Here is a 13934-nt window from a genome sequence, read left to right as displayed (position 1 = left end):
GATGGAGTCGCGAGCGGCGGTCGACGATGCCGCGCTCGGGCGCGAGGCGTGGTCCGTGCTCGACGCGAACTCGACGGGTGCCGCGACCGTGCCCGCGCCGGGCCTCTATCCGCACCAGTGGAACTGGGACTCCACCTTCGTCGCGATCGGCCTGGCCCGCTGGGACACCCGCAGGGCCGGAACCGAACTGCTCAGCCTGCTGGCGGGGCAGTGGCACACCGGGATGGTGCCGCACATCGTCTTCCAGCCCGCCCACGAGGAGGTCTACTTCCCCGGCCCGGCCATCTGGCGCTCGACGGAGCACCGGGCCGCTCCCCACGGCGTGTGCACCTCCGGGCTGACCCAGCCGCCGCTGCAGGCGCTGGCCCTGTGGTGGGTGTGGCGGCACGCGGCCGACCGCGACACGGCCGCGGCCCTCGTACGGCGGATCTACCCGATGCTGGTCGCCCAGCACGGCTACCTCACCACGTCCAGGGACCTGGGCGGGGGAGGGCTGGCTGCGATCGTGCATCCATGGGAGTCGGGGATGGACGACAGCCCCGTCTGGGACGCCCCGCTGGAGGCGCTGCCCCCGGTCCGCCGCGCCTACCGGCGCGAGGAGCCCTCCCAGTGGCAACCCGACAGCCACCACGACCGCTACATGGCGCTGGTCCTGGGCTACCGGGACTCCGGCTACGACCCGGTCTACCTGAGAGACGAGCACCCGTTCGCGGTCGAGGACCCGATGTTCAACGGGATCTGGCTCGCCTCCTGCCAGGCGCTCGCCGAGCTGGCGCCGGTGGCCGGCGCGGACGCGGGTCCGCACCGGGAGGCGGCGGAGCGGATCCGCGCCGCGCTGCTGGACCGGCTCTGGGCCGACGGCGCCTTCCGCGTCCGTGACCTGCGCGCGGGGCGGCTCAGTTCCATTCGTACGGTCGGCTCCTTCGGGCCGATGCTCGACGCGGGGCTGCCGGCCGACAGGGTCGCGGAGCTGGTGGTGACGTTGGAGTCGGCGAGCTTCATGGGAGCCGCGGGATACCCGGTGCCGAGTTGTGAGATCCGCGCTCCGCAGTTCGACCGGTCCTGCTACTGGCGCGGGCCGTCCTGGGTGAACACCAACTGGCTGCTGCGGCGGGCGGCGGCGGTGCACGGCCTGGCGGGGTTGGTGCGGGTGCTGGGCTCGCAGACCCTGCGCCTCGTACGGCAGGCGGGTTTCCGCGAGTGCTTCGACCCCTTCGACGGCAGCGGACGAGGCAGCCGGGACTTCTCCTGGTCGGCCGCGCTCACCCTCGACCTGCTCGCGGATACCGTGGAGTGTTGAGGTACGGCCATCGCCGGACACGACACCGAACCATGCGGGGCCGCGCCGCGCCTGTCCACGCCGTGAGGATTCACATGAAGCTCTTCCGCCGCCTGCCCGCCGAGGTCCGCGAGGCCATCGATCCCGGTGACCGGGTGCTCACCTATGCCGAGGGCCCGGACGGTTACGTGATCGCCGCGGACAGGGCACTTTACCTGGGCGGCGAGCGCCTGCCCTGGTTCTGTGTGGACCGCGGCGCCTGGGACGAGGAGGGTCTGACCGTCGTCACCACCGGCGGGCGGTCGTACCGGGCGCTGCTGCCCGAGCCCGGCCGGATCCCCGAGGCCGTGCGGGAGCGGGTGACCGCCTCGATCGTGGTCAACCACTATGTCCCGCTGGACGCGCGAGGGGGAGTGCGGCTGGTGGCGAGGAAGGCCGACGCAGACCGGCTGGTCTGGGAGTTCGTCTTCGACGCGGGTCTTGACCCGGACGACGCCGGGCTGCGCGCCCTCGCGGAGCAGGCGCTTGAGGAGACCCGCAGGAGTTTCGGCGTCTGAGCCGCGGCCCGAGGGGGCCGGACACGCGAAAGGCCCCTGAAGGGGCCTCTCGCGGGATTCTCGGGTGCCGACAGGGCGGCACCCGCGAGATCAGTAGGGCGTGTCGGTCCGCTGTTTCTCCGGCCAGCCGGTGCCCGTGTCGTCGTGCTCGTCGTGCCAGCCGTTCGCCGACTGCAGGAAGGGCAGCCGGTTTCTGGCCGCGTCGCTCACCTTGGTCCTCGCCACGCCGGTGGCCTTGGAGACCTTTGCGCCCATCAGGCCGGCCGTCTCCTGCACGGTGGGGTTGTCGATGACCCGCTGGGCCATCCTCTTGATCTGCTCGTAACGCTCCCGACCGGCGCGGCTCCCCAGGATGTAGCCGGCCGCGAAGCCGATCCCGAACATCAACCGATAACGCATGTCCACCTCCACAAGCATGTTCCGCAGGTCCCTGTCCTGTGATCACCTGCGGATAGCCATTCGTCTCGCACCTACCCCGGACTATCGATGCGACACACACCCATGGAGTGCGCTAATCTATTCCTGCGCCGCAAGGAACGGGGACACCCGATCCGACCAGCGCAAAGCGCAATCCCGTGTAGCTCAATCGGCAGAGCAGCCGGCTGTTAACCGGCAGGTTATAGGTTCGAGTCCTATCGCGGGAGCCGAAACCGGAGCCCCGGAAGCCCAGCTTCCGGGGCTTTTGGCATCTCATACCCCGGTTTGGTGGCCTGTTCATGCCCCGATTCAGCGGACAAACCACGGTGAATCACAGAAAATGAGTGAGGCCCTGCCCGGTGTCGCCGCGATCGCGGTGATGAGCCGGCGCGCGGTCGCCGCGGACCAACAGTGATCGCAGCGGGGAAGGGCCGCCGCGTTCAGGGCACCACGCCGCCCGGAACGGCAGTCGTGCCCGTGAGCCACAATGGGTGGTTTTTCTGTGCTGACCTGGCGAAGGTCCCGGCGTGCGCCGGATCCGTTCCACGAGGCCCCCAAGGTCCCCGAGGTGCCTCCAGCCGACGTGATGGCGGCGGCCGAGGACTACCTGAGGCTGTTTCACGCGGAGAATCCCGGCGCGGGGGTCCTGCGGGAGCGCCTGCGCGAGATCCGGCAGGAGATCGCCGACACGGGAACGTACACGCACACCAGCGGTGAGCTGGTCTTCGGCGCCAGGGTGGCCTGGCGCAACAGCGGCAGATGCATCGGGCGGCTGTACTGGCGCTCGCTGCGGGTGCGCGACCGGCGGCATGTCACCACGGCCGAGGGCGTCGCCGTCGAGTGTGTGAACCACCTGCGGGACGCGGCGCCCGGCCGCCGGATCCGCCCGACGATCACCGTCTTCCCCCAGGACCGGCCGGGGGCGCCGGGACCGCGGATCTGGAACGAGCAGCTCATCCGGTACGCCGGGTACGCGACGGCGGACGGTTCGGTCGTCGGGGATCCCCGCTACGTCGGCTTCACCGCGATGCTGCGCGAGCTGGGCTGGTCCGGCGGTCCCGGAAGCCCCTTCGACGTCCTCCCACTGGCGGTCTCGGTCGGGAGCGGGCCGCCGCTGCTGTCCACGATTCCCGGCGACGCCGTGCTGGAGGTCGCGCTTTCGCACCCCCGTCACCCGTGGTTCGAGCAGCTGGGGCTGCGCTGGCACGCGGTACCGGTCATCTCGAACATGTGCCTGGAGATCGGCGGCGTCTGCTATCGGGCGGCGCCGTTCAACGGCTGGTACATGGGCACCGAGATCGGCGCCCGCAACCTGGCCGACGCCGACCGCTACGACCTGATGCCGTTGATCGCCCGGCGTCTGGGCCTGAACACCGGCACCGACCGCTCGCTCTGGCGGGACCGGGCGCTGGTGGAGTTGAACGTGGCGGTCCTGCACTCCTTCGAGCGGGCGGGGGTGACGATGACGGACCACCACACCGAGGCCAGGCACTTCCTGATCCACCTGGAGCGCGAGGAGCGGGCAGGACGGGTCTGCCCCGCGGACTGGACCTGGATCGTGCCGCCCATGTCGGCCTCGGCCACGCCGGTCTTCCACCGCTACTACGAGGACAGGCGGCTGTCGCCGAACTTCGTCCACCACGCCGACTCCCTGGAGCGTGCGCTCGGCCACCGGACCGCGACGGGAGGTTGACTCGGGGAAGACGTACCGGCGCCGCACCCGCGGTGACCCGCCGCGTGGTGGGGCGCGGCCCGGCCCGCTCCCGCGGGCCTCCCTCTCTCCGGTCCGCTCGCACCTGCTGACACCGGGAAGGGAAAAGGTGTAGAACGATATTCTGTAGCTCTCCGGGTGGGGAGCTCCTGTGCGGGAGCGCCCCGGGGGCTTCCGGGAGGGAGATGCGATGGTCGACCTGGTGCTGCCGTCGATCGAGCGGGGCGTGCTGACGCTGACGTTCAACCGGCCGGACCGGCTCAACGCCTGGACCGACGAGATGGGCCGCCGCTACTTCGACCAGCTGGCCGAGGCGGAGAAGAACCCCGAGGTCCGGGTGATCGTGGTCACCGGTGCGGGAAAGGGCTTCTGCGCCGGGGCGGACTTCCGGACGCTCACCGCCATCCAGGACGGCTCGTACGCGGGGGAGCCCGACCGGCGCCCCAACACCTTCCCGACCACGATCCGCAAGCCGATCATCGCCGCGGTCAACGGCGCCTGCGCCGGGCTCGGCATGGTCCACGCCCTGGTCTGCGACCTGGTCTTCACCGCCGCCGAGGCCAAGTGGACCACCGCCTTCGCCCGGCGCGGCCTGGTCGCGGAGTACGGCCTGTCGTGGATCCTGCCCCGCCTGGCCGGGCAGGCCAGGGCCATGGACCTGCTGCTCTCCGGGCGCACCTTCACCGGAGCCGAAGCCTGCGAGCTGGGCCTGGCCAACCGGGCGGTGCCGGGAGAGCGGTTGATCGAGGAGACCCTGGCCTACGCCCGCGAGCTGGCGACGTACAGCTCTCCGGCCTCGATGGCCGTGATCAAGCGTCAGATCTGGGGCGACTGGCAGCAGACCCTGGAGGCGTCGGAGTCGGCCGCGGCACGCCTGATGGTCGACTCCTTCACCCGGCCGGACTTCGCCGAGGGGGTCGCCAGCTTCGTCGAGCGCCGCGCCCCCGGCTTCCCGCCGCTGTAGTCACGCCGTAGTCGCTCCGGCGCTCTCAGCTGACCAGGGCGAGCCAGCGCGGAGCGGTGTCGAAGGGGGCCGTGCGGGCGGTGACGGCCTCCATCAGCCAGGCGGCCGAGGCGCGGGCGCTCCGGACGACCTCGGGCGGGTAGGCGTACCTGACCCGGTGCTCCTCGAACTCGTCCTCGTCGTCCAGGAAGACCCGGCAGGCGCGGCCCTTAGCCGGGTTGCGGCGCGTCCGGATCACGTCGAGGTCCAGGTCGACCATGGTGACCTCGCCGTCGCTCCACCGTGGCACGGTGGAGATGTCGCAGTAGATCTCGTGTTTGTGCGGGGCGGAGTTGAAGGCGGCGGTCCACCAGGCGTCGCGGGGGAAGAGCATCACGAAGGCATGCGGGGAGGCCACCTCGGGTCCGTGGCCCTTGCGGCCGACGGAGTTGGCCGCGCAGCCGGTCCACACCCCGTGCTCGTCCTCGCCGAGCAGGAGACCGCTGTGGTGCCAGTGCAGTGACCCGTCGTATTTGCGGTAGACCACCTTCACCGTCTCATAGGACATTCCCCAACATTAAGCCTTGACAGAGATCTATGTATTTCCTACCTTCTAAATAGGTTAAGAGTGTCAGTGCGAAGCCCCGGCTGGCTGACCGGCAACCCTCGCACCGCGGCGGGGTGCCCCCGGGGGAGACCTGGCGGCACGGTCGGCGTGCCGCAAGCGCGGACCCCCTCACCGGGGTCACCGAGACATGTCCGGGAGTGCCACATGTCGAAGACCAGCACACTGAACTGCGCGAGCCCCGTCGACCCCGACACCCACGGCCACTACCGGCCGCACCGCAGAGCCGCCGCATGAGCGCCTCGATCGCCGTCGTCGGTGCCGGCCCGACGGGCACCTGCCTGGTGGAACGCATCTGCGCCAACGCCGCCGACCTGCTCGGCTGGCCCTCGCTCGACGTTCACGTGATCGACCCCCACCCGCCGGGCGGCGGCCGCGTCTGGCGCCGTGACCAGCCCGAGCTGCTCTGGATGAACTCCGCGGCCGCCGACGTGACGCTCTTCACCGACGAGTCGGTGCGCTGTGAGGGGCCGATCCGTCCAGGCCCCACGCTGGCCGAGTGGCTCGGCGGGGACCCGGGCACCTTCGCCTCCCGCCCGGCGCAGAACGGCTACCTCTCCCACGTCTTCAGGCACGCGGTGGAGACCGCCCCGCGCGGGGTCAGGGTGCACGTGCATCCGGCCCGCGCCGTCGACCTCGCCGACATCCCCGACGGCCAGGCGGTACGGCTGGAGGACGGCCGGACGATCGAGGTCGACGCGGTGATCCTGGCCCAGGGGCACGGCGACGTGACCCCGAACGGGGAGGAACGGGCGCTGGCCGACCTGGCCGTGCGCGGCGGGCTGCGCTACCTGCCCACCGGATACGCGGCCGACCTCGACCTGGACGGCATCCCCGCCGGAGAGCCGGTGATCGTGCGGGGGATGGGGCTGGCCTTCGTCGACCTGATGGTGCTGCTCACCTCGGGCCGGGGCGGCCGGTTCGTCCGCGAGTACGACGGGGAACTGGTCTACCTGCCCGGCGGGCGGGAGCCCCTGCTGCACGTGGGATCACGGCGCGGCGTGCCGTACCACTCCAAGACCGGCTACCCCTTCGGGGGCGCACGCCCGCCGGTGCCGCGCTTCCTCACCCGCGAGGCGCTGGGCGAGGGCCCGTGGAACTTCCGCCGGGACGTGTGGCCGCTGGTCGCCAAGGAGCTCGCCTTCGCGTACTACCACGAGCTCCTCACCGCCCACCCCGAGCGCGCCAGGCTGGACTGGGCGGCGTTCGCGGAGGCGTTCGCCGACGAGGAGTGGCGCAGCCCGGGCATCCGCAAGCTGATCCGTACGGCCGTGCCCCGGCACCTGGACCGGCTCGACCTCGACCGGCTCGACCGGCCGCTGGCGGGCATCAGGTTCGGCGACCGGGCGGGGCTGCAGAAGTGGATGCACGGCTACCTCGCGGCCGACCTGGAGCGGCGCGCCGACCCGGCGCACAGCGCCGACCACGCCCTGATCCTCGGGCTGATCTCCGTCTACGGCGTCCTGGCCGAGCTGGGCGTCTCCGACCCGTGGTTCCACGGGTTCTTCAGCTACATCGCCAGCGGCCCGCCCGGCCCCCGTCTTGAGGAGTTGCGCGCCCTGGCCAGGGCGGGGGTGGTCACCTTCCTCGGCGCCGACCTCAAGGTCGACCACCACGACGGGCGCTGGCGGGCGCAGAGCCCCACCGTGCCCGGCGGCGTGACGGCCACGACCCTCGTCGAGGCCAGGCTGCCCGCGCCCAGCGTGAGCCGGGCCACCGACCCGCTCATCGGCGCGCTCCGCGACCGGGGCGAGCTCGACGAGAAGTCGGGGCTGGTGAACGTGCGGGCCGCGGACCGCCGCCTGGTCGACAGGTCCGGCACCCCGCACTCGCGCAGGTTCGCCTTCGGTCCCTGGGTCGTCGGCGGCCAGGCCACCGGCGGCTTCGCCAGACCCCGCCTCAACGCCCCGCTCTTCCGCCACGCCGACGCCCTCGCCCGGATCGTCCTGTCCGAGGCGGTCGGCACCCAGATAAGAAGGCACGTCGCATGAACCGCCAGGTCTCGAAGGAGAAGAGAGTGAAGTTGCGATGGGGCGCCCTGACCCTCGCCGGGGTGCTGGCGCTGGCGGCGTGCGGAGCCGAGAGCGGGGCCCCGGCCGTGGCGGCCGGCGGCGACGGAGGGTCGCTCGTCTGGGCCGTCGAGACGCAGCCGATCACCTTCAACCCGCACCAGTGGGGCCAGAACAAGGCGCGCCTGCTGGTCCACAACCAGTTCGACGCGTTGATCGCCCGAGGCGCGAACGGCGATTTCCTGCCGTGGCTGGCCACCTCCTGGCAGGTCTCCAAGGACGGCCTGACCTACACCTTCGAGCTCCGCGACGACGTGACCTTTCACGACGGTGAGAGGTTCGACGCCGCCTCGGTGAAGGCCAACCTCGACCAGCTCGTCTCGCCCGGCTACAACGCGGCGGTCAGCGCCATCCAGCTGCGCAACTTCGACCACGCCGAGGTGAGCGCCCCGTACACCCTGAAGGTCACGCTGAAGGCCCCGGACGGACTGTTCCTGGACTTCCTCTCCTCCCCGCTCGCCGGCCAGGTCTCCCCGAAGTCGCTGAAGAACGCCAAGGACCTCAAGGCGGGCGGGGTCGACGTGGTCGGCACCGGGCCGTTCATCCTCGACCGGTTCACTCCCGGCCAGGAGGTCCACTACCGGCGCAACCCGAACTACGACTGGCCGCCCGCCGGCGCCGCCCACCAGGGGCCGGCACACCTGGCCGAGGTCACCTACCGCTTCCTGCCCGAGGCGGCGGTGCGGGTCGGCGCGCTCACCTCCGGGCAGGTACAGGTGATCGAGGGCGTGCCCGCCACCGAGATCGGCCTCATCAAGGGCGACCCGGAGCTGACGCTGGAGACCAGCCTCAACTCCGGCAGCGCGTTCTCCTACTACTTCAACGTCTCCCGCCCCCCGTTCGACGACAAGCGGGTCCGTGAGGCGTTCCGCGACGCCGTCGACGTGGACGCCGTGCTCGACTCCGTCTACCGGGGCACCGCCAAGCGAGCCTGGAGCGTCATCGGCCAGGGCAGCCCGCGGTTCTACGACCCCTCGCTGGAGAACACCTTCGGCAACGACCCGGCGCGGGCCAACAGGCTGCTCGACGAGGCCGGCTGGAACGGACGTGACGCCGAGGGCTACCGGGTCAAGGACGGCAGGCGGCTGACGGTCCGCACGGTCAGCGCCGCGCCGTTCGTCCGCGACCGCCGTGACGTCCTCGCCCAGGCCGTCCAGGCGGCGGTCAAGCGACACGCGGGCATCGACTTCCAGATCAAGCTCGTGGACCAGGGCACCGCGCAGCAGGCCGCCGACGAGAACGAGTACGAGATCTTCGAGAACTCGCGCGGCGACACCGACGTCGGGGCGGCGCTCAACCTGATCCTGCCGAAGGGCGCGGCGATCAACCGTACGAGGTACGAGAGCGCGGAGCTGGACAGGCTGCTCACCGACGCGTCGGCGACCTCCGACCTCGCCGAGCGCAAGGAGCTCTACGCCAAGGTGCAGAAGATCGTGGTCACGGACGAGGCACTGCTGCTCCCGCTGTACGTGCCCGCCGACCAGATCGCCTACGGCGCGGGTGTCACCGGCATCACCTTCGAGCCGGTCTCCGGCACCCCCAACAGTGCCTACGACGTCCGGATCGGGACATGAGCACCCTCACACTCACCCGGCGGCGGGGGCTGGCCGCCGCCGGGTGGCTCGGCCCGGTGGCCAGGCGGCTCGGAGCGGGCGTCGCCGTGCTCTGGGCCGCCGCCACCGCGGCCTACCTCGCGCTGATGCTCGCCCCCGGAGACACGATCGACGTGCTGATCGGCGACGGCCTCGACACCCCCGAGCGGCGGGCGCAGATCATCGCCGAGTGGGGACTGGACCGCTCACCGCTCCAGCAGTACGGCGACTACCTGCTCCGCCTCCTCCAGGGCGACCTGGGCCACTCCTACGTCCTGCAGCGCGGTGTGGGGGAGATCCTGGCCTCCCAGATCTGGCCGACGGTCCAGCTGGCGCTCACCGCCGCGGCCTTCGGGGTGCTGCTCGCCCTGGTGCTCGCCCTGGCCACCGCCGGGCGCCGGTCCTGGCTCGGCGGTCTGGTCGGGCTCTCCGAACTGGCCGTCGTCTCGGTGCCGCCGTTCCTCGTCGGCATCCTGCTGCTCGCCGTCTTCTCCTTCACCCTCGGCTGGTTCCCCGTCTCCGGGGACCGGGGGTTCGTCTCGCTCGTACTGCCGGGACTGGCGCTCGGCCTGCAGATCGCGGGGGTGCTCGGGCAGGTGCTCCGCGAGGGCCTGGAACGCGCGCTGGAGGAGCCGTTCGCGGTGACCGCGCGCTCGCGCGGCATCACCGAGTGGCGGCTCGTCGCCGGGCACGCTCTGCGGCACGCGCTGCTCCCCGCCGTCACCCTCACCGGCTGGTTCACCGGCGCCCTGCTCGGCGGCGCGATCATCGTGGAGGCCGTGTTCGGCCGCCCCGGGCTCGGCCAGGTCACCGTCGGCGCGGTGAACAGCAAGGACCTGCCCCTGGTGATGGCGGTCGTGCTGATCTCCGCCCTCGTCTACGTGACGGCCAGCACGATCGTCGACCTCGCCTACCTCGCGATCGACCCCCGCCTGAGGAGGAGCAGATGAAGATGCCGATGGTGCCCCGGCCGCCGTACCGTCCGGGGAGGAGCCGATGACGACGGTCGCCGAGATTCCCGGTGTCGTGACCGCGGCCCCCGTTCCGGTGCGGCGCAGGTACGCCTTCAGGGTGCCGTCGGCGGTGCCGCTGCTGTTCCTGGCGGTGGCCGCGGTCGCCGCCGTCGCGCCCGGCCTGTTGACCGGCGTCGACCCGCTGGCCGCCGACCCGCTGCACGCGCTCGCCGGGCCGAGCGCCGAGCACTGGTTCGGCACCGACCACCTCGGCCGTGACGTGCTGTCGCGCGTCGTCCACGGCGCCGGGCACTCGTTGAGCATCGGCGCCGCGGCCATCGGCCTCGCAGCCGGGGCGGGGGCCCTGCTGGGTGTCCTGGCCGGGCTGTCCCCCCGCTACCTCGACGAGCTGCTCGGCCGCCTGTTCGACGTGGTGGCCACCTTTCCGGAACTGCTGCTCGCCCTGCTGGTCATCGCCGTCACCGGTCCGGGAACCGGCAACGTGATCCTCGCGATCGGCATCGCGCAGATCCCCAACTACGCCCGGGTGATCCGTGCCCAGACGTTCGTGGTGCGCCGCTCCGGCTACGTGGAGCAGGCGGTCACCTTCGGCCTGGCCAGGCCGGTGCTGGTCGCGCGCCATGTGCTGCCCAACGTGCTGGGTCCGCTGCCGGTGCTCGCCACGATCGGCATGGGCACCGCCATCATCGCCACCTCCGGTCTCAGTTTCCTCGGCATGGGGCCGCAGCCGCCCAGCCCCGAGTGGGGCTCGATGCTGTCGGAGGCCCGTGACTACCTGCGCGTCGCCTGGTGGACCGTGCTCTTCCCCGGGCTCTCCGTCACCCTGACCGTCATCAGCCTGACGCTCGTCGGGCGCCGCCTGCAGCGCCGTTTCGAAGGGAGAGACCGATGAGCCTCATCGACATCGAGGACCTGCGGGTCGGCTTCCCCGGGGCCGGGGTGGAGGCCGTACGGGGGGTGAGCCTGTCGATCGAGGCCGGCGAGTGCGTGGCGATCGTCGGGGAGTCGGGTTCGGGCAAGAGCGTCACGGCCAGGACACTGGTCGGGCTGACCGGCCCCGGCGCCTCGGTCACCGCCTCCCGGTTCACGGTCGACGGCCGGGACGCGCTCGGGTTCGGCGCCCGGGACTGGCGGCGGCTGCGCGGCCGGTTCGCCGGGTTGGTGCTCCAGGACGCGCTGACCTCGCTGGACCCGCTCCGCACCGTCGGCGACGAGATCGCCGAGGTGCTCGCCACCCACGATGTCGTACCTCGCGCGGCCAGGAGGGAAAGGGTGATCGAGCTGCTGGACGCGGTCGGGGTGCCGGAACCGGAGGTGCGCGCCCGGCAGTACGCCCACCAGCTGTCCGGGGGGCTGCGCCAGCGGGCCCTGATCGCCTCCGCCATCGCCGCCGACCCACCACTGATCATCGCCGACGAGCCGACGACGGCGCTCGACGTCACCGTACAGGCCCAGATCCTGCGCCTGCTCGCCGCCCGCAAGGCCACCGGGACCGCACTGCTCATGATCAGTCACGACCTCGCCGTGGTCTCCGCCATCGCCGACCGGGTACTGGTCATGAAGGACGGGGTGATCGTCGAGGAGGGGGAGACGGGGCGGGTGCTGGCGCTGCCCCGGCACGACTACACCAGGCTGCTGCTCGCGGCCGTACCCTCCGCGATCTCGCGTGGCACCCGGCTGTCCGCCATCGCCGCCGGGGGCGTCGCGCTGCGCACCCCGCTGCCGGAGCGGACCGTGGACCACGCCGCGCCGATTCTGGAGGCCTCGGGGCTCTCCGCCGCGTACGGCTCGCGCACCGTGGTCGACGACGTGTCCTTCGAGGTCTTTCCCGGCGAGACGCTCGGCATCGTGGGGGAGTCCGGTTCCGGCAAGACCACGGTGGCCCGGCTCGTCCTCGGCCTGCTCGAACCCACCTCGGGAGAGGTGCTGCTGGGAGGTGAGCCCTGGTCGGGCATCCCCGAGCGCGGACGACGCACCCGCAGGTCCCGGATCCAGGTGATCTCCCAGAACCCGCTCGGGTCGTTCGACCCCCGCTACACGGTGGGCCGCCTGGTCGCCGAACCGCTCCGCGGCGCCTCCTCCGGGAGCGGATCCCACCGCGGGGCCTCTTTCGGGAGCGGTTCCCGTCGCGGGGCCCCGGCCTCGTGGCGGAAGGACCGGGTGGCCGAGTTGCTCGACCGGGTCGGGCTACCGGCCGATGTCGCGGGACACCATCCCCGGCGCCTGTCGGGCGGCCAGCGCCAGCGGGTGGCCATCGCCAGGGCGCTGGCCACCCGCCCCGACGTGCTCGTCTGCGACGAACCGGTCTCCGCGCTGGACGTGTCGATCCAGGCACAGGTCCTCGATCTGCTCGCGGAGATCCAGGCGGCGGACGGGACCGCGATGATCTTCATCTCGCACGACCTGGGGGTGGTCCACCACGTCGCGGACCGGGTGCTGGTCATGCGCGCCGGGTGGGTCGTGGAGGAGGGGTACGTGGACGAGGTGTTCTTCCTGCCCCAGCACGACTACACCCGCGAGTTGCTCGGCGCGGTGCCCAAGCTGGTCTCCGCCGGACCCTGACCAAGGCCGCGGACGTCGGGCAGGAGCAGCACGCCCAGGCAGGAGACGGCCAGCAGCGCCGCCGCCCCGTAGAGGGTGGTCGCCGCGCCCGTCACGCCGGCCAACGGTCCGGCCAGGGCCATGCCGAGCGGCGTCAGCCCGAGGGAGAGCAGCCAGTCGTACGCGGACACCCGGGAGATCGCCTCGGTGGGGATGTGTTCCTGCACGGCCGTCTCCCAGAGCGGGGACATGAACGCCAGGCCACCGGTCGCCAGCCCGTAGGCCACCGCGACGGCGAGCGCGGGCGCGCCGGCGGCGAGCAGGACCAGAGGGAGTGCGCCGAGCGCGAGCGCGATGTTGGCCACCACCAGGGGGCGCCGGGGCCTCGCCCGGAGTGCCAGCAGTGCGCCGCAGAGGGCGCCGACCGTGCCGCCCTGCACGATCGTGCCCCAGGCGAGTTCGCCGCCGAGGCCCGTGACGGCGATCACCGGCCCGATCGTGATCAGGGCGCAGCGGGCCAGGTTCCACAGTGAGTGGCCGATGAGGTTCGTCCAGTACCACCGGTGGCCGCGCAGCAGCGCCCAGCCCTCGGCGAGCTGCCTGGCGAACCGCTCGTGCGGCACCGGCGGGATCGGCCCGAGCCGGAGGCGGCCGAGCAGCACCGCGCTGGCGGCGAAGGTCGCGGCGTCCAGCAGCAACGCCCAGCCGGGTCCGGCGGTCAGCGCGAGGGCGGTGGCGATTCCGGGGCCGAGCAGTATGGACCCGCGCTGGGCGATCGCCATGAGCGCGTTGGCCCCTGGGAGGTGCTCGGCCGCCACGGTGGCGGGCACCAGACCGGTCGTGGCGGGCCGGAAGAACGCGGAACCGGCACCGGAGATCGCGGCCAGCACCGCCAGGTGGACGATGTCGACGGTGCCGGTGACCAGCTCGACGCCCATGGCGGCGTGGGCGAGGCCGCAGACCACGTCCGCGCCGATCATCACGCGACGGCGTGGCAGCCGGTCGGCCCAGACGCCGCCGGGCAGCATCAGCGTCACCATGGCGATCGACTGGGCGGCCAGCACCACCCCGAGGTCGGTGACCGAGCCGGTCGCGGTGACGATCGCCAGCGCGAGGGCCACCGAGGTGACGGAGTCGCCGAGGCTCGACAGGGTCTGGCCGGCCCACAGCAGGCGGAAGCGGGGGTCCCGTAAGGGGGCCCAGGAGTCTCGCAGGGGGGTCATGGG

At 72.1% G+C, this 13934-nt stretch carries 12 protein-coding genes, 1 tRNA gene and 1 riboswitch; of the genes, 10 read left to right on the top strand and 3 right to left on the bottom strand.

Features of this window, described 5'->3' with window-relative positions:
* Window position 1: 1 nt before the first annotated feature.
* Window positions 2-1300, top strand: coding sequence for an MGH1-like glycoside hydrolase domain-containing protein (locus tag ACFQVD_RS19795; protein WP_343976457.1), 1299 nt, complete (start codon window positions 2-4; stop codon window positions 1298-1300).
* A gap of 74 nt (window positions 1301-1374) precedes the next feature.
* The gene (locus ACFQVD_RS19790; protein ID WP_343976454.1) at window positions 1375-1836 is read left to right on the top strand and encodes a hypothetical protein; all 462 of its coding nucleotides are present in this window, start codon (window positions 1375-1377) and stop codon (window positions 1834-1836) included.
* A 90-nt stretch (window positions 1837-1926) separates the two neighbouring features.
* Here ACFQVD_RS19790 and ACFQVD_RS19785 read toward each other — a convergent pair whose 3' ends face one another.
* Window positions 1927-2235: a YtxH domain-containing protein gene (locus ACFQVD_RS19785; protein WP_343976451.1), complete on the bottom strand. Its 309-nt coding sequence runs from the start codon at window positions 2233-2235 to the stop codon at window positions 1927-1929.
* Window positions 2236-2407: 172 nt separating this feature from the next.
* On the opposite strand from ACFQVD_RS19785, the gene ACFQVD_RS19780 reads away from it, so the two are divergent.
* The 3 genes from ACFQVD_RS19780 to ACFQVD_RS19770 all read left to right on the top strand — a co-directional run bounded on the left by ACFQVD_RS19780 (window position 2408) and on the right by ACFQVD_RS19770 (window position 4928).
* Window positions 2408-2480, top strand: a tRNA-Asn gene (locus tag ACFQVD_RS19780).
* A 260-nt stretch (window positions 2481-2740) separates the two neighbouring features.
* On the top strand, window positions 2741-3946 hold the full coding sequence (locus ACFQVD_RS19775; protein WP_343976449.1) for a nitric oxide synthase oxygenase: 1206 nt from the start codon (window positions 2741-2743) through the stop codon (window positions 3944-3946).
* A gap of 208 nt (window positions 3947-4154) precedes the next feature.
* Window positions 4155-4928: an enoyl-CoA hydratase-related protein gene (locus ACFQVD_RS19770; RefSeq protein ID WP_343976446.1), complete on the top strand. Its 774-nt coding sequence runs from the start codon at window positions 4155-4157 to the stop codon at window positions 4926-4928.
* Between the two features lie 25 nt (window positions 4929-4953).
* Here ACFQVD_RS19770 and ACFQVD_RS19765 read toward each other — a convergent pair whose 3' ends face one another.
* On the bottom strand, window positions 4954-5475 hold the full coding sequence (locus ACFQVD_RS19765) for a DUF402 domain-containing protein (protein ID WP_343976444.1): 522 nt from the start codon (window positions 5473-5475) through the stop codon (window positions 4954-4956).
* A gap of 52 nt (window positions 5476-5527) precedes the next feature.
* Window positions 5528-5640: riboswitch (SAM riboswitch) on the top strand.
* Between the two features lie 125 nt (window positions 5641-5765).
* On the opposite strand from ACFQVD_RS19765, the gene ACFQVD_RS19760 reads away from it, so the two are divergent.
* Genes ACFQVD_RS19760 through ACFQVD_RS19740 form a run of 5 tightly spaced genes read left to right on the top strand, consistent with a single transcriptional unit; the run spans window position 5766 to window position 12729 of the window.
* Window positions 5766-7523, top strand: coding sequence for an FAD/NAD(P)-binding protein (locus ACFQVD_RS19760; protein WP_343976441.1), 1758 nt, complete (start codon window positions 5766-5768; stop codon window positions 7521-7523).
* A gap of 26 nt (window positions 7524-7549) precedes the next feature.
* Window positions 7550-9175, top strand: a complete 1626-nt coding sequence (locus ACFQVD_RS19755) for an ABC transporter substrate-binding protein (protein WP_343976438.1) — start codon at window positions 7550-7552, stop codon at window positions 9173-9175.
* A complete protein-coding gene (locus ACFQVD_RS19750; RefSeq protein ID WP_364149117.1) occupies window positions 9172-10143 on the top strand; it encodes an ABC transporter permease in 972 nt (323 codons plus the stop codon). The genes ACFQVD_RS19755 and ACFQVD_RS19750 overlap by 4 nt, the downstream gene beginning before the upstream one ends.
* Window positions 10144-10189: 46 nt before the next feature.
* Complete coding sequence (locus tag ACFQVD_RS19745; RefSeq protein WP_343976433.1) at window positions 10190-11059, top strand: ABC transporter permease; 870 nt, start codon at window positions 10190-10192, stop codon at window positions 11057-11059.
* A complete protein-coding gene (locus ACFQVD_RS19740) occupies window positions 11056-12729 on the top strand; it encodes an ABC transporter ATP-binding protein (protein WP_343976430.1) in 1674 nt (557 codons plus the stop codon). The genes ACFQVD_RS19745 and ACFQVD_RS19740 overlap by 4 nt, the downstream gene beginning before the upstream one ends.
* Here the strand turns inward: ACFQVD_RS19740 and ACFQVD_RS19735 are convergent.
* The gene (locus ACFQVD_RS19735; protein WP_343976426.1) at window positions 12675-13931 is read right to left on the bottom strand and encodes an MFS transporter; all 1257 of its coding nucleotides are present in this window, start codon (window positions 13929-13931) and stop codon (window positions 12675-12677) included. The genes ACFQVD_RS19740 and ACFQVD_RS19735 overlap by 55 nt on opposite strands.
* Window positions 13932-13934: the final 3 nt, after the last annotated feature.

This window comes from Streptosporangium amethystogenes subsp. fukuiense (assembly GCF_042665875.1).
GTDB classification, from domain to species: domain Bacteria; phylum Actinomycetota; class Actinomycetes; order Streptosporangiales; family Streptosporangiaceae; genus Streptosporangium; species Streptosporangium fukuiense.
This window is presented reverse-complemented; position numbering and strand designations above follow the sequence as displayed.

What these genes read in the sequence shown, in the direction of transcription:
- ACFQVD_RS19795 (WP_343976457.1), top strand. Translation starts at nt 2, where the DNA reads ATGGAGTCGCGAGCGGCGGTCGACGATGCCGCGCTCGGGCGCGAGGCG.
- ACFQVD_RS19765 (WP_343976444.1), bottom strand. Translation starts at nt 5,475, where the DNA reads ATGTCCTATGAGACGGTGAAGGTGGTCTACCGCAAATACGACGGGTCA.
- ACFQVD_RS19745 (WP_343976433.1), top strand. Translation starts at nt 10,190, where the DNA reads ATGACGACGGTCGCCGAGATTCCCGGTGTCGTGACCGCGGCCCCCGTT.
- ACFQVD_RS19740 (WP_343976430.1), top strand. Translation starts at nt 11,056, where the DNA reads ATGAGCCTCATCGACATCGAGGACCTGCGGGTCGGCTTCCCCGGGGCC.
- ACFQVD_RS19770 (WP_343976446.1), top strand. Translation starts at nt 4,155, where the DNA reads ATGGTCGACCTGGTGCTGCCGTCGATCGAGCGGGGCGTGCTGACGCTG.
- ACFQVD_RS19735 (WP_343976426.1), bottom strand. Translation starts at nt 13,931, where the DNA reads ATGACCCCCCTGCGAGACTCCTGGGCCCCCTTACGGGACCCCCGCTTC.
- ACFQVD_RS19775 (WP_343976449.1), top strand. Translation starts at nt 2,741, where the DNA reads ATGGGTGGTTTTTCTGTGCTGACCTGGCGAAGGTCCCGGCGTGCGCCG.
- ACFQVD_RS19790 (WP_343976454.1), top strand. Translation starts at nt 1,375, where the DNA reads ATGAAGCTCTTCCGCCGCCTGCCCGCCGAGGTCCGCGAGGCCATCGAT.
- ACFQVD_RS19760 (WP_343976441.1), top strand. Translation starts at nt 5,766, where the DNA reads ATGAGCGCCTCGATCGCCGTCGTCGGTGCCGGCCCGACGGGCACCTGC.
- ACFQVD_RS19750 (WP_364149117.1), top strand. Translation starts at nt 9,172, where the DNA reads ATGAGCACCCTCACACTCACCCGGCGGCGGGGGCTGGCCGCCGCCGGG.
- ACFQVD_RS19785 (WP_343976451.1), bottom strand. Translation starts at nt 2,235, where the DNA reads ATGCGTTATCGGTTGATGTTCGGGATCGGCTTCGCGGCCGGCTACATC.